This window comes from uncultured Parasphingorhabdus sp., from assembly GCF_963975735.1.
In the GTDB taxonomy this organism is placed as follows: Bacteria; Pseudomonadota; Alphaproteobacteria; order Sphingomonadales; family Sphingomonadaceae; genus Parasphingorhabdus.
On the sequence record NZ_CAXBIA010000001.1, the window covers coordinates 589,901 to 610,684 of the forward strand.

A 20,784-nucleotide genomic window follows, 5' to 3' on the forward strand; every position below is an offset into this window, starting at 1 on the left:
TCTGTTACATTTGTTTAGAAGTGGCTAGTCGTCTTGCAGACGGACCGCGACAAATTCCGGATCACGAGCACCACGGCGGACCTGTAGCAGCACCGCGTTGCGCTTGGCGCGTTTTACCTCGCCGATCGCCTTGTCCAGATCAGCCGCACTGTTCACCGGCTGGCGATTGACGCTGGTGATCAGAAAACCGCGTTTAATGCCTTTCTGGGCGGCATCGCTGTTCGGATTGACGATCGATACGACAACGCCTTTCGCCGCAGCAGGGACACCGATCTGTCGCGCAATTACCGGGGTCAGATCAACCACGGATAATCCCAGCGCATCGGCGGTTGCCTGCGCGCTGGCGCTGTCATCATCCTGATTCAGGGTATCGGCTTCTGCATCCGGATCGAAGGTGTTGCTGGCCAGCTCTTCTTCCGAAGGACGTTTGCCAAGCTTGGCATTGACCTTGATCGCCTTGCCATTGCGCACCAGTTCGATCGGAACATCGGTACCGACGGGAAGGTTGGCAACCAGATAAGACAAGGTCTGGTCAAGCGTAACCGCTTTGCCGTTCACCTTGGTGATCACATCGCCAGCCTGGATACCGGCTTTTGCAGCTGCTTCGCCCGGCTCGACCCGCTGGACAAATTCGCCGCTATTTTTCTTCAGGCCAAGCGAGTCCGCAAGATCTTCGGAAAGCGCGCTGATCTGGACGCCAAGATAACCGCGCTCGATCGTCTGTCCGGCTTTCAGCGTTTCGACGATTGGAGCCGCAACTTCTGCCGGAATGGCAAAGCCGATCCCGACATTGCCGCCGGTTGGTGAAATGATCGCGTTGTTGATGCCGATGACATTGCCGTTGAGATCGAACATCGGGCCACCGCTATTGCCGCGGTTGATCGATGCATCGGTCTGCAGGAAACGGTCATAAGCGCCGCCCTGACCGGTGTTCCTGTGGATTGCGGACAAAATACCGGTGGTCACCGTTCCGCCAAGACCGAACGGATTGCCGATCGCAATCACCCAGTCGCCAACGCGGGCGCCGGTGCTGTCGCCGAATTTTACGAATGGCAGAGGCTGTTTTGCCTTGATCTTCAGTACGGCGATATCCGATGCCGCATCGCGACCGACGAGTTCAGCGTCATATTCCGTCCGGTCCGGCATGATCACCGTGATCGATTCGATGGTGGCGTTGCGGTTACCCGGTGCGACAACATGATTGTTGGTGACGACATAGCCATCAGCCGAAATGATGAAGCCGGAACCCAGCGATTGTGCCTCGCGGGTCTGTTCACCACCGTTCCCGCCCTGGCGATTGCCGAACAGGCCGTCAAAGGGTGTGCCGGCGAACGGGTTGCTGGTGTTTACACGAACGCGCTGGGTGGTGGAGATATTGACCACTGCGGGCTGTAATTGTTCTGTGAGGTCGGCAAAGCTCATCGGCGCACCCGCGCGTGGTACGACGTTGCGCATCACCGAGCTGTCGTTTGCGGCGGTTTGTGCTCCGGCCGGCCCGATGCCGGTCAGGGTGGCTGCACTACCGGCCAAAAGCAAAGCTGCTGAAATTCCGTAAGCGTAACGCACTGATATTTTCCTCTCAAAATTCCGGCGGAAGAAATAAATGTCTGCCGCCAAATCCGTTCTAAATCGCAGTATGAATGGCGCAATTTTCATGAACGGCAATTGAATGTTACCATATTTGTTCGCCAATCCAAGTCACAGGACAGCGAGACATTCCCGATGCCAACCTATTTGGGTCCCCCAAAGTCTTTTCGCAAGCTGAGAATCGCCATTTTGTCGAAAAATACGGGCTTTGCGTAGAAAAAACGACAGTTGTAGTCGAATGGGGCTGCTGACGCACTCTCGGCCGTCAAAATTCAAACGGGCCGTCGTTTTCATACCGGGGCTTGCCGTGGAAGCCCAAGGCGTCATTGGCCAATTGGGTATCGAAAAATTCGTGAACCGAAGAGATTTTTCCGTCCCGGAACGAAAAAATATGCGCGTAGCGCTGGTCATAGCGCTGCCCGTTTCGTGCCAGGCCTTTGGCCTCCATGATCGCGGTCGCGCTATCCTGCGCTTCGTTCATCACCCGCCATTTTACCGCGAACTGGAAGCGATCGAAATCGAGTGCCGCGAAAATGGCCGGCAACACCTGTTTCAGCGCGGCAAAACTGTCGTACCGGCCCGAGATAATCGTATTGCCGGATATATTATATACGACATCGGGATGGTGCAGGGCTTCAAAGCGGTCCACATCCATAGCCGACAAGGCGCTATAATAAGCGTCGACTATCTCGCGGCTGGTTGCCAAAACTCCCTACTGACCGCGGAACTGGCGCAGATATTCATTGTCCGGAGAAAGAACGAATGAACTTTCCGGACCACCCGGACTGCTCGGCAGAAATGTCGTTTCATAGCTTTTCATGGCGCGGTAGAAATCATAGAATTTCGGATCCTTGCCAAAGCTTTCTGCATAGGTTCTCGCAGCACTCGCGTCGGCTTCGGCGCGAATGATCTGTGCCTGCTTCGCCCCTTGCGCACGAATGGTTCGCGCTTCCTGATCACGTGCTGTCCGCATTCTTTCAAAAGCGCTGTCCAGCGGCGTGCCGTCGGGAAGGTCGGCGCGTTTGATCCGCACGTCGACAATCTCTGCGCCATATTGGCGAGCGACGCGGTTGAGACCGGCCTGAATATTGTCCATCACCTGGCCACGTTCAGGGCTAAGCAGAGCGGCAAACGGCCGTTTGCCGAGTTCGTTTCGCAACGCGGATCCCAAAATCGGGCGAAGCTCTTCCGAAACCCGCTCTTCGCTGCCGGCTGCGATATACATGCGCAGCGGATCGGTGATCCGGAACCGGGCAAAGGCATCGACTTGCAGACGAAGCTGGTCGGTTGCCAGCACCTGTTGCTGTTCCATCTCGACGTCGAGGATGCGCTTGTCGATCCAAACAACCTGCTCGATGAACGGAATTTTCATCAGCAGTCCGGCGCCTGTCTGGCCGAAGGCGACACCACTCTGATATCGGTTGATGATGCGAACGGGTTCGCCGAAGCGGACAACCACGCCCTGCCGGGTTTCCGGCACGATGATGAGCGTATTCAATAATGTGAACAACAGGGCGATAGCGATCACGCCAAGCGCGACGGGATTCTGGAATATCCGGCTCATTATTTTGCCTCCACGGTAGAAATGGGGGCCTGTTGCGACCGTTTCTTCAGTTCGGGCAAGGCCAGATAAGGCGTTACGCCTCTCGCCTCGATTACAGTCTTGTCGACCTTGGACAGGACACGTTCCATCGTTTCATAATACATACGCTGTCTCGTGACCGTCGGCGCCAGACGATATTCTTCATAAACCTTGTCAAACGCAGCCGATTCACCTTGTGCCTGTGCGGTGAGTTGCTGCGCGTAAGCGCGGGCTTCGTTGAGATAGGTCTGCGCTGTCTGTTGAGCGGCGGACACTTCCTTGAAGGCGTCGTTGACCTTGGCAGGAGGATCGGCCTTCTTGATCGCGATGCCGCGAATGACAACACCGGCACCATAGCCGTCGAGCAATTGCTGCATGTTGCGTTCAACCTGCTGTTCGATTTCCGTCCGTTCGGAACCGATAGTGTCATCAAGAGTGAAGTTCGCAACCGATGCACGCATCGAGGCTTCGGCCACTTCCTTGATGGTTTCTTCCGGTTCGGCGATCTGGAAAAGGAAAAGCTCCGGCGCCTTGATGTTCCAGCGTACCGAATAGGCAAGATCGACGATATTCTGGTCGCCGGTGAGAATGAGCTTTTCTGCTTCTCCCTCCGGAATATCGATCGTCCGGATTTCCTCGACGTCTAGCTTGGTTACCTGCTCCAGCGGAGTGGGAAGCGAGAAATGCAGACCCGGCTGCATGGTCCGTGAATAGGAGCCCAGGAAGGTTACGACGCCGCGTTCCTGAGGGCTGACACGGTGGATGCTGGTTAGCAGGACCCAGAGGATTATGAAGGCAATCGCCATGAGAGGCCACCAGGACCGTCCGCCGGGACGTTTGGGTATGCCACCCTTGAATCCGCCGCCCGTGCCTTTTTTGAACAATTCTTCGAGAGAACCGGCGCCCTTGCGTCCGCCGCCGGACGAGCCGCCAGGAGGATTGCCCCATGGATTGCGGGGTCCGCCGCCATTGCCGCCATCATTGCCGCTGTCGCCGTTATTACCCCAAGGGCCCGCCATGTTCAGGATTGAGCCAAAAATCGATCTGCGGTGCGCTTCACCGTTAATATTATCATTCATAGTTTCTTTATAGGTAGCACGCGGCCAGAAAAACAGTGTCAATCCGAGAAAAGTGTAACTATGTCGATTGGATGACCGATATTTCAACAATCGAAGCCGCGCTGGACACTGTTGCCAAAGGCCGTTTCAGCGCTGTAAAATTTTCCGAAGGCCGTATCTCTCTGGTGCTCAACGTCGGCGGGCTCGACGTGCGCGAGCGTGGCCAGATCGAGATTGCCGTGAAAGGCAAATTGCTGTCGCTCGACGGTGTCGAGAAAGTTGATGTCGCGATGACCGCCGAGAAGGTCGAGCGGCGTCTGATCGCCGTGGCCAGTGGCAAGGGCGGCGTCGGCAAGTCCACGCTCTCCACCAATCTGGCGATTGCGATGCAGCGACTGGGCCGCAAGGTCGGGATGGTCGACGCTGATATCTATGGTCCGTCGCAGCCGCGGCTGCTCCATTGTGAAGGGAAGCGCCCCGAGGCCGAGGGCAAGCAGCTGATCCCGGTACCGAATGAATATGATGTTCCGGTATTGTCCATGGGCCATCTGGCGAAGCCGGGGCAGGCGATCGCCTGGCGCGGGCCGATGGCGGGCAAGGCGCTCGAGCAGTTGATCGACGCGCATTGGGGCGATGTCGAGGAACTGATCGTCGATATGCCGCCCGGCACCGGCGATGTGCAACTGTCGATGATGCAGAATCACAAACCGGTTGGCGCGGTGATCGTTTCAACGCCGCAGGATCTGGCGCTGATGGACGCAACCCGCGCGGTCGATCTGTTCAATCAGGCGAAAATTCCGATTATCGGCATGGTCGAGAATATGGCCGGCTATCAATGTCCGCATTGCGGCGAAGCGAGCGATCCTTTCGGAACGGGCGGGGCGGAAGCCGCTGCCAAAACGATGGGCATGCCTTTTCTGGGCAGAATTCCGCTCGACATCGAAATCCGCAAGTCAAGCGATGGCGGGACGCCTCCTGCCAGCACCGACGGTGCGGACGGACAGGCTTTTCGCGATATCGCCCGGAAGCTCGCGACATGGCTGGATAACCAATAAACGACAGGAATGGCATCATGCTGCTGAAAAGTGATCAGGAAATAGCTGAACTGCTGACGTCGACACGACGCATCGCACTGGTTGGCGCATCCGACAAGCCGGAGCGCGCGAGCAACGAGGTCTTCAAATTCCTGCTCGGACAGGGCTATGATGTGGTTCCGGTCAATCCGGTTCTTGCCGGGCAATCCTTATACGGTGTTCCGGTGGTTGAATCGCTGGCGGATATCGAGGGCGAGATCGATATGGTTGATATCTTCCGCAATTCCGAAGCCGCTGGTGAAACGGTTGACGAAGCGATTGCTGTCGGTGCCAAAGCGGTCTGGACGCAGCTTGCGGTGGTCAATGAACCGGCGGCAGCGCGCGCAACTGCAGCCGGTCTGAAGGTCGTGATGGACCGCTGCCCGAAAATTGAAATTCCCCGGCTAGGTTTGTTGAAGGAGCCCCATGGCGGCTGAAACAGACATTGAGCAGATCGAGGATTCTCCCAGCGGATTGAGTCGTCGCAAATTCCTGATCGGTGGCGCCGCCGGTGTCGGCTTGGTTGTTGCGTGGACAATCTGGCCGCGCAGTTACGAGCCCAATGTTGCGGCCACCGAGAACGAGCAGATTTTCGGCGCTTTTCTGAAAATATCCGAAGACGGGCAGGTCACGGTGATCGTGCCGCAAAGCGAAATGGGGCAGGGCGTCTATACCGTGTTGCCGCAAATTCTGGCGGATGAGTTGGGTGCCGACTGGCGCACCGTTGCGGTTGAACCGGCGCCGATCAATCCATTGTACAGCAATGGTCTGCTGGCCGAGCAATGGGCAGAAAGCCTAATGCCTGCCGGCACCGGTAAACTGGCAGAATATGAAGCGGTACAATGGATCGCGCAGAATGTAGGCATCCGCGATCAGTTTCTCGTGACGGCGGAGTCAACGTCGATCCCGGCTTTTGCCGAAAGCTTTCGCGAAGCGGGTGCCGCAGCGCGCGTTCTGCTGACCAAAGCAGCGGCAGCCCGATGGGATGTGCCCTGGGAGGCCTGCACGGTCGAGAATGGAGTTATCTCCGGTGGCGGCAAGAAACTGCGGTTCGGCGAAGTGGTTCGTGATGCAGTCGGGCAGGATTTGCCCGACCCGGTGCCGCTGCGACCGGCTGGCGAAGGCAATTTGATCGGGCAGGATGTGCCGCGTCTCGATCTGCCCAGCAAACTGGACGGCTCTGCCAATTTCGCCGGTGATATCCGGCTGCCGGACATGGTGTTTGCCGCGATCCGGCAGGGACCGATTGGCGAAACCCGGCTGAAATCATTCAACCGGGCGGGGGCAGGCAAGATCACCGGCTTTATCGACGTGGTGCAAAGCGACAAATGGATCGCCACTGTGGCGACCAACTGGTGGGCGGCCAATCGGGCGCTGGATAAAATCAGTCCGGTATTCGAAACCAAGGGATTCATGGCCAGTAGCGACAAGATCGACACGGCCCTGCAGGAGGCGCTGGAAGACGGGCCGGGCATACGTTTTGTGTCGCGCGGCAATACCAGAGACGTGTTCGACAACGATAATGTCTATCGGGCCCGTTACCAGGCCGATGCCGCTGTGCACGCACCGATCGAGACGCGGACGGCTACGGCAGAATATAAGGATGGCGGGTTGGAGCTGTGGATGGCCACCCAGGCGCCGGTTGCGGCCGTCAAGGCGGCGGCCAAGGTCTTGAACATCAGTCAGGACCGCGTGACTCTCTATCCGATGCTGAGCGGCGGTTCGTTCGACCGCAATCTCGACAATGAGATCGCGGGACAGGTGGCACAGATTGCGAAGAAGATGGGACGGCCGGTGCAACTGGTCTGGTCGCGCGCCGAAGATCTGATGCACGATCATTACCGGGCGCCGAGCCAAGCACGGCTGGATGCTGCGATGGCCAAGGCCGGGCGTGTCGAAGCGTTGCAGATCAAGATCGCCGCTCCGCCATCCTCTCGCGAACAGGTCAAGCGGCTGTTTGACGGGGTGGATCACGTGGAAGCAATGCGGTCCTCGATCGGGGAAGCCGATAGCAAGGCTGTGGCCGGTCTCGAGGTGCCTTATGATATTCCCAATCTGACCGTCGATCACCATAGCGCCTTCGTCGGCGTGCCGACGGGAAACTGGCGCAGCAATGCCCATAGCAGCAATATATTCTATCTCGAATCGTTCATCGACGAGCTTGCGGCAAAGGCCGGCATCGAGCCTTTGTCTTTCCGGATGCAGATGATGAACAATGCGCCACGACTGACCCGCTGCCTGACCGGCGTTGCCGCGATGGCCGGATGGGACGGCGGTCTGGACGGCAGCGGTCAGGGCATGGCCTGTCACAGCATGCGCGGCGGTCATATTGCCGTGATCGCGAGCGCCAGCAGGGGAACCGGCGGTCTTGAGGTCAGCCGCATTTCGGCGACCGTCGACATCGGCCGGATCATTCACCCTGACATCGCCCGGCAACAGATTGAAGGGGGTATTGTCTTCGGACTGGCGATGGCGCTGGGCAGCGCCACACGGTTTCAGGACGGGCTGCCGACGGCGAAGCGGTTGCGTGATCTGTCCTTGCCAAGGCTGGCGGAGATCCCGCCAATCCAGATCGAATTTCTCAGAAGCGACGAAGAGCCTGCCGGATACGAAGAACTCGGCGTACCGGCGGTCGCGCCCGCAGTTGCCAACGCGCTATTTTCGGCAACCGGCACAAGGTTCCGGCAATTGCCGCTGTTCGGAGAAGTGTCGTGACCATGCGTAAAACAGGACCTCTGCCATCGGACCATCCGCCGGTAGCAGCGAAGAAAATCGGCGTTTTGCTGGTCAATCTCGGCACGCCCGACGCGCCGGAGAAGAAAGCGGTCAAACGCTATCTCAAGCAATTTCTGTCGGACAAAAGGGTCGTGGAGATCCCCTCGATCATCTGGCAGCCGATATTGCGCGGGATCATTCTCAACACCAGGCCTGCGAAATCGGCCGAGGCTTACAGTCTGGTCTGGACCGAAGACGGTTCGCCGCTGGCGGCCTACACCCGCAAGCAAGCCGAAAAGCTTGCCCCGAAAGTTGAAGGGGTGATGGTCGACTGGGCAATGCGCTACGGCAATCCGAGCATCGCTTCCCGATTGGACGCGATGAAGGCCGCGGGCTGCGACCGCATATTGATCGCGCCGCTCTACCCGCAATATAGCGGTGCCACCACCGCCAGCGTCCATGATGCGGTATTTGACGCGATTGCCGCGATGCGCTGGCAACCGGCGATCCGGCTGCTGCCCGCCTATCATGATGACCCCGCCTATATCGATGCGCTGGCGACCAGTCTCGAACGCGATATCGCTGCGCTGGACTTTGTGCCCGATGCTGTAGTCGCCAGTTTCCACGGCATGCCGCAGCGTACGCTGGAACTGGGTGATCCCTATCATTGCCATTGCCAGAAAACCGCGCGGCTGTTGTCGGAGAAGATGGGCCGGGAACTCGTGGTCGCATTCCAGTCGCGATTCGGCCGGGCCAAATGGCTCGAACCGGCAACCGACACCACGCTGGAGTCGCTTGCAGGGCAGGGGAAGAAGAATATCGCGATTTTCGCTCCGGGCTTTTCCAGTGACTGTCTTGAAACCTGCGAGGAACTGGCGATCAGGGGCAAGGAGCAATTCGAAGCCGGTGGCGGCGAGAAATTTGCCTATCTGCCCTGCCTCAATGACAGCGAGACCGGCATCGACATGCTTGAGACACTGGTCCGGCGGGAATTGTCCGGGTGGATCTAGAAAAGCCCGAAATCTTCCACCCTCCGGTCAAACGCAGCATCACCATTGCCGCGCACCAGACGTCGATTTCGCTCGAGCCTCTGTTCTGGGACCTGCTTAAAGCAGCTGCCGATCAGCGCGGTCTGCCGGTCAACGCATTGGTCGCGCGGATTGATGTCGAACGGATCACCGCAGCACAACCGCCAGGGCTCGCAACCGCCATCCGCTTGTGGCTGACCAATGATCTGCTTGGAAAAATCACCCAAGCCGACTAAGGGACGCCCATGAACGCTACCCTTCTTGTCATGGCAGGCGGTGCGATGGGTGCGGCGGGACGCTATCATCTCGGCCGACTTGTCTTCCATCTTGCTCCGTTGGGTTATCCCATCGGTACCTTGGTGGCCAATGTGACCGGTGGTCTCTTGATGGGTGTGTTAGCGGGTGTTCTGGCCCGCAGTAATTTTATCGATGAGCCGTGGCGGCTATTGCTTGGCGTTGGCCTGCTGGGCGGTTTTACAACTTTTTCGGCCTTTAGTTTGGAAGTTCTCAATATGATTGAGCGGAATGAATGGGGCATGGCTGTCGGTTACGCCTTGCTCTCTGTTGCCGGTTCGGTGCTCGCATTATTTGCGGGTCTGATGGCCGTGAGGGCGCTGGCATGAGCGGTTTTGATCCCACAGCCGAAAGCGGCTCCGAAGAAGAATCGCCCCAGGGCTCGCCCAAGGAACAGATGCAGGCGCTGAAGACACTCGATGTCCGGCAATTCACGGTTTCTCCCGACGATGACGATATCCGCGTCGACCGCTGGTTCAAGCGCCACATGGAAGATGTGCCATTCAACATCGTTTCGCGCTGGGCGCGGACCGGGCAGTTGCGGCTGGATGGCAAAAGAGTGTCACCGGGCGATCGCGTTCAGGCCGGGCAAGTATTGCGCGTGCCGCCGCAGGAAATCGAGCGGCCGGGTCGCGTCGCCAAAGTGAAGACCGACTTGTCGCAGGACCAGATCGATTTCGTCCGCGAACTGGTGATCCACAAGGACAAGTCGGCGATCGTGGTCAACAAGCCTCCGGGCCTGGCGACCCAGGGCGGCAGCAAAACCACAACCCATCTCGACGGTCTGCTTGACGGGCTGAGCTATGATTTGAAATCGCGGCCCAAGCTGGTTCACCGGCTCGACAAGGACACCAGCGGTGTGATTCTGCTGGCGCGCTCACCGGGTGCTGCCTCCTTTTTCTCCAAACGTTTCGCCGGTCGCGATGTCCGCAAAGTCTACTGGGCGATCGTCATGGGCGTGCCGGAAATCGCCGATGGCGTGATCGACCTGCCGCTTTCGAAACAGCCGGGCTCCGGCGGCGAGAAAATGCACGTCGACGAAGAAAACGGCCAGTCGGCCAAGTCGCGCTACCGGATTATCGAACGCGCCGGAAACCGCGCTTGCTGGGTAGAGTTGCAGCCTTATAGCGGCCGCACGCACCAGCTGCGCGTGCATATGGCGGCGATCGGCCATCCGATCGTCGGCGACGGCAAATATGGCGGCAAGGACGCGTTTCTGACCGGCGCGATCAGCCGCAAGATGCATTTGCATGCGCGGCGGCTGCGGATCGAGCATCCCGACGGCCACAATCTCGACGTGACCGCCGATTTGCCAACCCATTTCGCGGAAACCATCGACAATCTAGGGCTCGACCTGATCCTTGGCGATCTTCCGCTCGACGAGAAGAAGCCGGGCGGCAAAATGGTCCGCAAACAGCAGGCCAAGGCGCACGCCAAGATGATTCGCAAGGACAAGCGCGGCGAACGTCGTGGCCGTGGCGAGAGCGACGGCAAGCCGACCAAGGCAGGCAAGCCGACCAAGCGTGAACGTCCGAATGCCGGTAAGGCGACCCACAAGAAGAACATGCCGCACAAGGCAAAAGTCAAACAGGCTCTCTACAAGAAACCCAAATAATGCATCCCGATCCCGCCTTCCGATGGCCCAAATCTGCCAATGATCATCAGGACGCCGACGAGCGGGCCGCGCTCGAGGCGATGATTGCGAATATCGGATTCGGGATGGTCTTTGCCGAAACGCCGGATGGACCGCGCGTCGCCCATGTTCCGGTATTCTCCACCGGTGACGGCGCGCTGCAATTCCATCTGTCGCGCGGCAATGCGCTGACGAAGCATATTGCGAAGAACAAGGCGCTGTGCGTGATCAACGGACCCGACGCCTATATCAGTCCGGACTGGTACGGGATCGACGATCAGGTGCCGACCTGGAATTATCTGGCTCTTGAGCTGGAAGGCACGGTCCGCCAGATGGAGCGCGAAGGCCTGATCAGCCTGCTGGACGACCTGTCTGCCCGGAATGAAGCGAAGCTGGCTCCCAAAAAGCCGTGGCATCGGGACAAGATGGATTCGGAAAAATTCGACAAGATGGTCGACGCGATTGTCGGCTTCGAAATGGAAATATTGGCCTGGCGCCCAACCGCCAAGCTTGGCCAGAATAAGCCGGCTGCGGTGCGGGAAAATGCCGCTGCCGCGCTGGATGCTACCGGTCGCCGCGCGATCGCCCATTTGATGAGGGAATTCGGAACAAGATGACCAACAAGCTCGCCTTGTTCGACTGCGACGGCACGATGGTCGACAGCCAGGCCAATATCTGCGCCTCGATGGATCAGGCCTTTGAAAAACACGGGCTGGTCCCGCCCGATCACCATCTGGTGCGCCGGATCGTAGGGCTCAGTCTGATGGAGGCCGTGGCGCAATTGCACCCCGAAGGCGACCAGCAGATTGTCGCTGCGGTGACGCAATCCTATAAAGACGGTTTCGTCGAACTGCGCCAGGCAGGCGGCGTTCACGAGCCGCTTTACGACGGATTGCTCGAGATATTGGAAGAGTTGGAAGCATCCGGCTGGGTTCTTGGCGTCGCCACCGGCAAGTCGGATCGCGGTCTTCGCCATGTGCTGGAAACCCACGGGCTTTCTGACCGTTTTGTCACCCTGCAGACCGCCGACCGGCATCCGTCCAAACCCCATCCGGCGATGGTCGAGCTGGCGATCGCGGAAGCCGGAGCCTCGCCCGAGACCACGGCGATGATCGGTGATACCAGCTTTGATATGGAGATGGCGGTCAATGCCAAAGTCCGCGCGGTCGGGGTCGACTGGGGCTATCATGACGAGCATGAACTGATCAGCGCGGGCGCAGAAGTGGTCGCGGCGACCATGGCCGATTTGAACGGAATATTGAACCGATGAGCGAACCGATTGACGAGCAGCCGGAATATATCCCCGATCCGGTGAAGGAAAAACAGGCGAAAGCCGTGCATTTCTTGGTCAGTATCGTCCGTTTGCTTGGCGTTGTGCTGGTGATGCTCGGACTGGCTATCGTGCTCGACCGCCTGCCTCCGGTTCCTCCGCTCGCGGGCTATCCGCTGATCTTCTTGGGCATGGCCCAGATGTGGGCAGCACCGGTCTGGATCATCCGCAAATATATTCGCGCGCGGGTCGCCGAAGAAGCAATGGCCAAAGCGGCAGAAGGCACGGACGCTCCATGAAACGCTTTTACAAGGACGTATCGGTATCGCCGGTCGGCGATGCCTTTGCGATCTCCCTCGACGACCGTCCGATGAAGACACCGCAGCGTAATCCGCTTGCTGTGCCAATGCAGGGACTTGCCGACGCAATTGCGGCTGAATGGGCTGCGCAAGGTGAGGATATAATTCCCGCATCGATGCCGCTGACCGGTCTGGCGCAGGGCGCGCTGGATCAGGTCGAAAGCGAGCGCGACCGGATTGTCGGTCGTATCGCCGCCTTTGCCGACAGCGATATGCTCTACTATCGCGCTGATGAAGGTCAGCAGGCGCTGATCGACCATCAGGCCGAACATTGGGACCCTTTGCTCGACTGGGCGCGGCAACGCTATGATGTCGGCTTCAATCTGATCCACGGCATCCGATATGAGGCGCAGCCGGAAGAAACGATCACGCGTCTGACCAATGTGGTCGAGGCGCAGGACGGCTTTACCGTCGCGGCGATGCTGTCGCTTGTCGGCTTGTCAGGCTCGTTAATTGCCACATTGGGGCTTGTTGAACAGACCCACGATAGCGAGACGCTTTGGCCAATCGTCAATCTGGAAGAGCTTTGGCAGGAGCAGCAATGGGGCCGTGACGATGTGGCCGTGGCCATGCGCGATCTCAAGCAGGCGGAATTCGAGGCAGCGGCCCGCTTTCTCGATCTTTCGCGCCGTTAGTTTTTCCCTTCGCTCCGTTTTTCCGTTAAAGGGCTGAAACTGTAACGGAGACTGCATGACAACCGATTCCACTCTATGCGCCACGCCAGCCGAAGCCGTGGCCTTGCTTGAAAAACTTTACGCGGAACAAATCGCTGTCACGGCGACACGCTTTGCCCGCTATGCGACATCGAAATTGTCCCAGGATGATCGCCAGCAGGGCCTTTACCCGCAGATCAGTGTCCAGATCCCGGCCGATCAGGCGACCGAGACCAGCCATCTGGCATCAGGCCATCTAGCCGATATCAACACTTACCGGACGACGATAACCGAACCGAAATTATACCGTCTCTATCTGCTCGACCAGCTGGAACGTATCCACACGACCTTCACCGCTAAAATCTGGGTCGGCCTGTCGGACACGCCGATACCGCTGGCCTTTGCGCTGGAGGATGCCGGTGCCGGGCTCGACCGGGCAAAAAAGGAAAAGCTGCCCAATTATTTCCACACACCCAATCTGGTCAAAACCAATGACGAGATCGTCGACGGCGGCCAGATATTCCAGGGCGAGGAAGCCTCTGCGCTGGCCTTGTTCACCGCCGAACGGGTCGATTATTCGCTCCACCGGATCCGCCATTATTGCGCGACGGCGCCCGAGCATTTCCAGCCATTCATCCTATTCACCAACTATCAGCGCTATGTTGACGAGTTCATCGAACATGGCCTGGCCGAAGTGACATCCGGCAAAGCCTCCATGCTGGTCGAACCGGGCAACCGGATCACCGGTCAGGATGGCAAACCCTCTGCCCCGCCGATCGCCAAGCCACCGCAAATGCCAGCCTATCATCTGGTCCGCAGCGACGGACGCCCCGGCGTGACCCTGGTCAATATCGGCGTCGGTCCGAGCAACGCCAAGACGATCACCGACCATCTCGCGGTGCTCCGCCCGCATGTCTGGCTGATGATCGGCCATTGCGGTGCGCTTCGCCGGACTCAGCGGCTCGGCGACTATGTCCTTGCCCACGCTTATTTGCGCGACGACAATGTGCTCGACGATGTCTTGCCGCCCAGCATCCCGCTGCCGACGATTGCCGAGGTGCAGCTTGCGCTCACAGAGGCGGTGCAGGCGGAGACCGGCATCGACAAGTCCAAGCTCAAGCAGCAATTGCGCACCGGTACGGTTGTCACCACCGGCGACCGCAACTGGGAGCTGCGTTTCGAACAAATTGCCAAGCGGCTCAACCAGTCCCGCGCCATCGCCATCGACATGGAATCGGCGACTGTCGCCGCCAACGGCTATCGCTATCGCGTGCCCTACGGGACATTGCTCTGCGCCTCGGACAAGCCGCTGCACGGCGAGATCAAGCTACCAGGCATGGCCGATGCTTTCTATCAGGAACGCGTGGGCCAGCATCTCGCGATCGGGCTGCGGGCGATTGATCTATTGGCGAAAGAGGCGGAAGCCGGGACGCTGCATAGCCGCAAGCTGCGCAGTTTCGGCGAGCCGTTGTTCAGGTAGGATATCATCCTCTCCCCTTGAGGGAGAGGATACCAAAGCCTTGGGATCTTGATGCCTAGGCGACGTTGGAGAGGGCGCGGCTTGCCGCCACCCTCGTCACCGTTCCCGCGCTCTTTTCGCCTCCGCGCTCACCGACCGCATCTCGCCGCGGGCTTGCCAGACTACCTGCCAGCCGCCGCTGATCGCCAGCGCCGCCAATAGGCCGGCGACCGCCAGATCGGGATAGGCGCTTCCGGTCTGGAACACGCCGAATGCCGCGATCATTACCGCGACATTGCCGATCGCGTCGTTGCGCGAACATATCCAGACCGAGCGCATATTCGCGTCCCCGGTGCGAAAGCGATAGAGTAGCAAGGCGACGCCGACATTGGCGACCAGCGCCATTGCGCCGACGATGCCCATCATTTCGGCATGCGGCGCGGTGCCGTTGATGAAGGCGAGGATTGCCGTCACCAGCACCCAGAGACCGAAGCCGAGCATCGTCAGCCCTTTCAGCATAGCCGTGCGGGCACGCCAGGTCAGGGCCATGCCGGCGACCGCCAGGCTGATCGCATAATTGGCGCTGTCGCCGAAGAAATCGAGCGCATCGGCTTGCAGCGCACGCGAGTCCGCCGCTGCCCCTGCGGCAAATTCGAAGATGAACATGCCCGCATTGACCGCCAGCGCTATCCACAGAGCCAGCCGCCAGCGCGGGTCGTTCAGGGACGCCTGATCGTCTGTTCCGCTTTCACAACAATTTCCGGCCATCAAATTTCCCTAGACAATTTGTGATTCGTTCCTAGCTATGCACCCTGTAGTAACTATAGGGTCAAGCGATGAAAATAGGGGAACTGGCAAAGGCGACGGGGACGAAGGTCGAAACCATCCGCTATTATGAAGGGGCTGGACTGCTGCCACAGCCAGCCAGAACGCAGGCCAATTATCGCGACTATGAGCTATCCCATCTCGAACGGCTGATGTTCATACGGCGGTCGCGCGACCTGGGCTTCACGCTCAAGTCTGTCCGCGAACTGCTGACACTGGCCGATGACAGTGCAGAGCCCTGCGGTGCGATCGATGAAGTGGCGTCGGCGCATCTTCTCGCGGTCGAACAGAAAATTGCCGATCTCACCGCGCTGCGCGACGAATTGTCGCTGATGCTGCAATGTTCCGGCGATGGCACGGTTGGCGACTGCCGGATCATTTCTTCGCTGGCGTCGAGGAGCTTACCGCAAAGCGGGGATCAAGCGAGCGGCGTCCAGGGCTGGCAGGAAATGGGAGCCGAATAGAGAGAAAATGTCTTCGCCCGTGGTCGACCTTTGCGCCAACCGTCCGGTGCAACGGCACGGGGACAGCGACAAGATCGCGCAACGTTTAACGCGCGAGGATATTCAATCTCGTGGCTTGTTCACAAAATCTAGTCGTTAAAATCGTCGTAAAATTGCGACAGGATGTTTGATAATTCCCTGTCACCTTCAGGTGTGAGCGTTACGTCACCGTCGTCCACTTCAACCAACCCCTTGCCGGCCATCAAGTTCAGATATCTGACCGTGATCGTGGAACTGCAGAATATATATCCGGACAGGCTTTCGACGTCCAGCTGGGCGCCATCAGTGGCCTGCAATGCGAATAGAATATCAAGGCAGGGCGCGGCCGGAATGTGCAGATTATCGAAAAAATGCTTCGATATCTGCCACCTTGTGCGGGCCACATTCCGGATGAACCGGTTCAACTGTTTTTCGGGAAGGTCAGTCAAGAGATTTCACCGGCTGCTATTTGTAAAGATACCACGATCGATTTCATGCCTGCAGCCTCGTAAAATATACCCCATTGTTTGAGGATGGACAGTTAACGCCACAATCGCGTCATTCACTTCGATCAATATAGCATAGCTCCGGCAACCGAAAGGCGTGTCGGGTAAAATATTGTATCCTCGATCTGGTCAGAGCTTGCCGCCTTTTTGGTGTTGGCGTAACGGTTCGCGAATTCAACAAACGTTCAGGTCAGCTTTATCCGTCGGAATATAAAGCGAATTTTCCAGAACTACAATATTTTAGAGAGTAGAGCTTATGCGGGTCGACCAGGCAGACGAGATATCCGAAATCGTTGATGCGCTAGGCCGGATGCTCAATCAGCTCGACGAGTCAGGCGAGGCGATTGCGGCGTTGAAGATAGCCGAGGCCCTGGAAACCCTGCAGCATTCGAATTCTTGCGACGCAACCGAGAAGGCGACCTAGGCCGGACCGGTCTGGCCAAAGGCGCTGTTCACCACGTACCGGTTGAACGCCTGCCTCTGTGCCTATATCCGATATATCCCGATCACCGGCTATCCCGTCCCTAAACCCCCAGTGCCGCTGCTGCTTCCCTGATCCTCTTCGCTTCCGTTCCGTCATTCTTGAACGCCTTCAGTCCCCGGTCCAGTGCCTGTTTCGCCTGCACCGTCTGGCCCAGCTGCATGCGGCTGCGGATCAGCATGATCCAGCCGTTGGCATCCTTGGGATTGGCTTGCAGACGCTTGTCGAGCCCGTCGACCATATTGGCGATCATCGCTTCCTGTTGGCCGGGGGGCAGGGCAGCCGCCTCCTGCATTTGCTCGCGGCTGGGCCCGGGGATCGCTGCGGTGGCGACTGCGGGGCCGTCGGTGGAGATGCCGCCGGTGGGTGCAGCCGGTGAGGCCTTGGCGAGGCGCGCGGCGACATCAATGCCTTCATTCTCGGCCACTTGTCCGATCACGCGGCGGATATCGGCGGCGTAAGGCGCGTCGGCCGGCGTGTCGGCGAGCAGCGCAAACCAGTCATCAATCGCGCCCTTGTGGTCACCGGCAATGTCTTTCTGCACCGCGAGAAAATAGCGGGCGCGCGGGTCCTTCGCGTCATGTTTCAAGGCATTGCGGAAAGCTTCGGCGGCGTCAGTCGGGACCTGCTGGCCATCGCTGGTCATGACCAGGGCTTCGCCCAGCATCGACCAATATTCCGAATTGTCGGGATCAAGCGTGGTTGCGCGTTTCATCGCGGTCGCCGATTCCGCAAATTTTTGCGTTTCAAAATAGCTCCAACCCAGCATCCGCCAGCTTTCCGCATCGTCGGGGTTTTCCTGCAGTTTCTTTTCCAGGCCGGCGATGACCTCGTCGACGCTCGGCGCCGTTTCTGTTTCCGTAGCGGCGACAGACGAGCTTGCGGCAGAGTCGTCGGACATGCTGCGATAGACCTGCACCGCGACCGCACCCACTGCCAGCAAAGCTGCTATTATCAGGGCGATGCGGCTGATATTCATCGAAAAAGCTGGTTTCGCCATGGTCAATCCTCAAGCTGTTTTATGTCGTGATATTGTCGCGCAGAGATACGGAGCCATCTGCTGCCTGACAAGCGCGGAGATGACTGTGATATTTTGCACTGGCAATGAAGAGGCTTTTTGGTAAGATACTGCCAAAGTTCAATCTTTTGGGTCGCGCTACAACCGGACAGTGAACTGGACCGGGACGACATGACGTATGAGGGTGCGTCTGTTCGGGAATCAATTGGGGGGAAGCAAGCGCGTGTCGGACAAGTTTCGAGTAGTCATAATCGGGTCCGGACCGGCCGGCATGAGCGCCGCTGGGCGCGCTGCGCAGCTGAAGCTGAAACATGTGCTGCTCGAGAAAACCGACCATCTGTCCGATACCATCTACAAATATCAGAAGGGCAAGCATGTCATGGCGACGCCCAGCCAGCTGGTGTTGCGCTCCGATATGGATTTTGACGCGGGCAAGCGCGAAGCCATTCTGGGAAAATGGGACGAGCAGACCGCCGGTCATGGCGTGAATGTCATGTATAAAGCCGAGCCGGTGAAGATCGAAGGTGACGAAGGCAATTTCACCATCACCCTGAAAAGCGGCGATGTGGTGCAGGCCGAGACCATCGTCATGGCGATCGGGACCCAGGGCAATCCCAACCTGATGCGCTGCCCCGGCGGCGACAACAAGCTGGTACAATATCAGCTCGACGATCCCGGCGAATATTATGACGAGCATATCACGGTGATCGGGTCGGGCGACGCGGGTATCGAGAACGCGCTGGGTCTGGCTGCCGATGCGGCGCAGAATAATGTCGTGACCATTCTCAACCGCTCGGCGGAATTTGCCCGGGCCAAGAAAGCCAATGTGAAGCTGCTGATGGAAGCGGGCGAACAGGGCAAGGTGATAATCCGCAACGAAACCACGCCGGCCGAGGTCAGGGATGGCGAGCTGGTTCTGGAAACCCGCGACGGTCAGGAAGTGATCAAATGCGACCGGATCATCGCGCGGATGGGCAGCGCGCCACCGCGCAAGTTCGTCGAAGAATGCGGGATCGAATTTACCAGCGAGGATCGCGAGGCCTATCCCAAATTGTCGCCGGCCTTCGAAAGTACCAAGAAGGGCATATATGTCATCGGTGCGCTTGCCGGCTATCCGCTGATCAAGCACTGTATGAACCAGGGCTATGATGTTATCGAGTTCATCAACGGCAACAGCGATCTTAAACCCGCCGACGAACCGATCCTCGAAGCGAAATTTGCCAGCCTGCCAAAACGACGCTCGGTCGACGAATGGCTGGAATTTTTCCGCTCCAACGTGACCATTCTTAACGATCTGTCACCTTTGCAGATGCGTGAATTCATGCTCGACAGCGAGCCGCAAAGCTATCGCCGGGGCGAGGTGATTTTCGAGAAAAGCGATCCGGGAAGCTCGCTGTTTGCCATTGCCGAAGGTTCGGTGGCGGTGGAAATCAATCCGGACGATCCCTCGATCACCGTGCCGATCGAACAGGGTTCGATCTTCGGCGAAGTCGGCCTGATTTCCGGACGCCGTCGCGGCGCGACGATTCGAGCGGCCGAAGATGTCATATTGGTCGAAATTTCGCGCACGGCAGCACTCAAATTGCAGGCTTCCGTCCCGGCCGCCAAGCGCCGGATCACCCAGATATCGACCGAGCGGCAGTTGCTGCAGATGTTCGGATCGGGCCTGACCAAGGAAGATATTGCCGAGGTCGTCGAATCCAGCGAGATTATCAATGTCCGGGCCGGCGAGGCGATTATCGAGGAAGGCGGCGACGGCAATGATATTTATGTCATTCGCGTCGGATCGATGGTGGTGGAGAAACAGATTGGCGGCAAGCCGGTGTTCCTGTCTTATCTGCCGGCCGGTTCCTATGTTGGTGAAATGACGCTGATCGCCGGTGGCTATCGCACCGCGACGGTCAAGGCCGCGATCAAGTCCGAAGTGATCAAGATCAACGGCGATGCGTTCAAGAAAGTGCTCGACGCCCATCCCGACCTTCTGCGCAAGGCGAAGAAGGAAATGGCTGCGCGTCAGGACATCAACGCCTTTGTCGAGGCGAAAAAGGACAGTTTCTCGGGCGTCGTCGACATGTATTCGGGCATTGCCAATTTCCTGGTGGACAACGGTATCGGCGAAGCCACCGACGTGTTGCTGATTGATGAAAATCTGTGCGTCGGCTGTGACAATTGCGAGAAAGCCTGTGCCGACAGCCATGAAGGCCTGTCACGCCTCGACCGCGAGGCCGGGCGCACTTATGCGCATCTCCACGTCCCGACCAGCTGCCGCCATTGCGAACATCCGCATTGCATGTCCGATTGTCCGCCCGACGCCATCCACCGCGGTCCCGATGGCGAGGTATTTATTGATGACACCTGCATCGGTTGCGGCAATTGCCAGCGCTATTGCCCTTATGGCGTGATCCGCATGGACAAGGTGCCGCCGAAGAAGCCGGGCATATTGAACTGGCTGCTGTTTGGATTTGGCCCCGGCCCCGGAGAGCCCGACAAGAATTGGGTTTCCGACCATAGCGATCCTTCGGTCGAAAAACCCAAAAAGGCGATCAAATGCGACATGTGCGCCGGGATCAAGGGCGGGCCTGCCTGCGTCCGCGCCTGTCCGACCGGTGCGGCTATCCGCGTGGCTCCGGAAGAATTTCTTACCGTCTCCAAACTTGAAGCGGAGGATGTATGATCATGCCACTTTCTGATCATACCGTTCGTTCTGCGTCTGTTTGTACCGTTCGTCCTGAGCCTGTCGAAGGACAGCTGGCAAGACACC

General features: G+C 58.5%; 22 protein-coding genes. 15 read left to right on the forward strand and 7 right to left on the reverse strand.

Translation table 11 applies throughout. The annotated features are described in order from the left end of the window. Nucleotides 1-24 precede the first annotated feature (24 nt). The 4 genes from AACZ86_RS02890 to hflK all read right to left on the reverse strand — a co-directional run bounded on the left by AACZ86_RS02890 (nt 25) and on the right by hflK (nt 4,188). A complete protein-coding gene (locus tag AACZ86_RS02890; RefSeq protein WP_339689194.1) occupies nt 25-1,566 on the reverse strand; it encodes a Do family serine endopeptidase in 1,542 nt (513 codons plus the stop codon). Between the two features lie 286 nt (nt 1,567-1,852). Further along, on the reverse strand, nt 1,853-2,293 hold the full coding sequence (locus AACZ86_RS02895; protein ID WP_339689195.1) for a nuclear transport factor 2 family protein: 441 nt from the start codon (nt 2,291-2,293) through the stop codon (nt 1,853-1,855). Between the two features lie 6 nt (nt 2,294-2,299). Further along, nucleotides 2,300-3,151 carry a protease modulator HflC gene (locus AACZ86_RS02900; RefSeq protein WP_339689196.1) on the reverse strand — a complete coding sequence of 284 codons (852 nt, stop codon included), beginning with the start codon at nt 3,149-3,151 and terminating at the stop codon, nt 2,300-2,302. Next, entirely contained in the window at nt 3,151-4,188 is a 1,038-nt protein-coding gene (gene hflK, locus AACZ86_RS02905) for an FtsH protease activity modulator HflK (protein ID WP_339689375.1), read from the reverse strand. Before hflK ends, AACZ86_RS02900 begins: the two co-directional genes overlap by 1 nt. Before the next feature lie 131 nt (nt 4,189-4,319). Between hflK and AACZ86_RS02910 the strand changes: the two genes are divergently transcribed. The 12 genes from AACZ86_RS02910 (at nt 4,320) to AACZ86_RS02965 (ending at nt 14,732) form a co-directional block, all read left to right on the forward strand. Then, complete coding sequence (locus AACZ86_RS02910; RefSeq protein ID WP_339689197.1) at nt 4,320-5,282, forward strand: Mrp/NBP35 family ATP-binding protein; 963 nt, start codon at nt 4,320-4,322, stop codon at nt 5,280-5,282. A gap of 17 nt (nt 5,283-5,299) precedes the next feature. Further along, nucleotides 5,300-5,737: a CoA-binding protein gene (locus AACZ86_RS02915; protein ID WP_339689198.1), complete on the forward strand. Its 438-nt coding sequence runs from the start codon at nt 5,300-5,302 to the stop codon at nt 5,735-5,737. Continuing rightward, nucleotides 5,727-8,015: a molybdopterin cofactor-binding domain-containing protein gene (locus AACZ86_RS02920; RefSeq protein ID WP_339689199.1), complete on the forward strand. Its 2,289-nt coding sequence runs from the start codon at nt 5,727-5,729 to the stop codon at nt 8,013-8,015. Before AACZ86_RS02915 ends, AACZ86_RS02920 begins: the two co-directional genes overlap by 11 nt. A gap of 2 nt (nt 8,016-8,017) precedes the next feature. Next, nucleotides 8,018-9,025, forward strand: coding sequence for a ferrochelatase (hemH, locus tag AACZ86_RS02925; protein ID WP_339689201.1), 1,008 nt, complete (start codon nt 8,018-8,020; stop codon nt 9,023-9,025). Beyond that, on the forward strand, nt 9,016-9,279 hold the full coding sequence (locus AACZ86_RS02930; RefSeq protein WP_339689203.1) for a ribbon-helix-helix domain-containing protein: 264 nt from the start codon (nt 9,016-9,018) through the stop codon (nt 9,277-9,279). Before hemH ends, AACZ86_RS02930 begins: the two co-directional genes overlap by 10 nt. A gap of 9 nt (nt 9,280-9,288) precedes the next feature. Further along, nucleotides 9,289-9,666: a fluoride efflux transporter CrcB gene (gene crcB / locus AACZ86_RS02935; RefSeq protein WP_339689205.1), complete on the forward strand. Its 378-nt coding sequence runs from the start codon at nt 9,289-9,291 to the stop codon at nt 9,664-9,666. Between the two features lie 68 nt (nt 9,667-9,734). Then, a complete protein-coding gene (locus tag AACZ86_RS02940) occupies nt 9,735-10,952 on the forward strand; it encodes an RluA family pseudouridine synthase (protein WP_339689377.1) in 1,218 nt (405 codons plus the stop codon). Next, nucleotides 10,952-11,587 (forward strand): FMN-binding negative transcriptional regulator, encoded by a 636-nt coding sequence (locus tag AACZ86_RS02945; RefSeq protein WP_339689207.1) that lies wholly within the window; start codon nt 10,952-10,954, stop codon nt 11,585-11,587. The genes AACZ86_RS02940 and AACZ86_RS02945 overlap by 1 nt, the downstream gene beginning before the upstream one ends. Then, on the forward strand, nt 11,584-12,240 hold the full coding sequence (locus AACZ86_RS02950) for an HAD-IA family hydrolase (RefSeq protein WP_335652292.1): 657 nt from the start codon (nt 11,584-11,586) through the stop codon (nt 12,238-12,240). The genes AACZ86_RS02945 and AACZ86_RS02950 overlap by 4 nt, the downstream gene beginning before the upstream one ends. Continuing rightward, nucleotides 12,237-12,539 (forward strand): hypothetical protein, encoded by a 303-nt coding sequence (locus tag AACZ86_RS02955; RefSeq protein WP_339689208.1) that lies wholly within the window; start codon nt 12,237-12,239, stop codon nt 12,537-12,539. The genes AACZ86_RS02950 and AACZ86_RS02955 overlap by 4 nt, the downstream gene beginning before the upstream one ends. Continuing rightward, on the forward strand, nt 12,536-13,234 hold the full coding sequence (locus AACZ86_RS02960; protein WP_339689210.1) for an ATP12 family protein: 699 nt from the start codon (nt 12,536-12,538) through the stop codon (nt 13,232-13,234). The genes AACZ86_RS02955 and AACZ86_RS02960 overlap by 4 nt, the downstream gene beginning before the upstream one ends. Before the next feature lie 55 nt (nt 13,235-13,289). After that, entirely contained in the window at nt 13,290-14,732 is a 1,443-nt protein-coding gene (locus tag AACZ86_RS02965) for an AMP nucleosidase (protein WP_339689211.1), read from the forward strand. 96 nt (nt 14,733-14,828) lie between these two features. Here the strand turns inward: AACZ86_RS02965 and AACZ86_RS02970 are convergent, their stop codons facing one another. Further along, nucleotides 14,829-15,479 carry a cation transporter gene (locus tag AACZ86_RS02970; protein ID WP_339689212.1) on the reverse strand — a complete coding sequence of 217 codons (651 nt, stop codon included), beginning with the start codon at nt 15,477-15,479 and terminating at the stop codon, nt 14,829-14,831. Between the two features lie 68 nt (nt 15,480-15,547). Here AACZ86_RS02970 and AACZ86_RS02975 point away from each other — a divergent pair, with 68 nt between their 5' ends. Next, the gene (locus AACZ86_RS02975; RefSeq protein WP_339689213.1) at nt 15,548-16,000 is read left to right on the forward strand and encodes a helix-turn-helix domain-containing protein; all 453 of its coding nucleotides are present in this window, start codon (nt 15,548-15,550) and stop codon (nt 15,998-16,000) included. A 128-nt stretch (nt 16,001-16,128) separates the two neighbouring features. Here AACZ86_RS02975 and AACZ86_RS02980 read toward each other — a convergent pair whose 3' ends face one another. Beyond that, a complete protein-coding gene (locus AACZ86_RS02980; RefSeq protein WP_339689215.1) occupies nt 16,129-16,467 on the reverse strand; it encodes a hypothetical protein in 339 nt (112 codons plus the stop codon). A gap of 313 nt (nt 16,468-16,780) precedes the next feature. Between AACZ86_RS02980 and AACZ86_RS02985 the strand changes: the two genes are divergently transcribed. Continuing rightward, nucleotides 16,781-16,948: a hypothetical protein gene (locus tag AACZ86_RS02985; RefSeq protein WP_339689216.1), complete on the forward strand. Its 168-nt coding sequence runs from the start codon at nt 16,781-16,783 to the stop codon at nt 16,946-16,948. A 100-nt stretch (nt 16,949-17,048) separates the two neighbouring features. Here AACZ86_RS02985 and AACZ86_RS02990 read toward each other — a convergent pair whose 3' ends face one another. Further along, nucleotides 17,049-18,005, reverse strand: a complete 957-nt coding sequence (locus AACZ86_RS02990) for a tetratricopeptide repeat protein (RefSeq protein WP_339689217.1) — start codon at nt 18,003-18,005, stop codon at nt 17,049-17,051. Between the two features lie 196 nt (nt 18,006-18,201). On the opposite strand from AACZ86_RS02990, the gene AACZ86_RS02995 reads away from it, so the two are divergent. Continuing rightward, nucleotides 18,202-20,697, forward strand: coding sequence for a cyclic nucleotide-binding domain-containing protein (locus AACZ86_RS02995; RefSeq protein WP_339689218.1), 2,496 nt, complete (start codon nt 18,202-18,204; stop codon nt 20,695-20,697). Nucleotides 20,698-20,784: the final 87 nt, after the last annotated feature.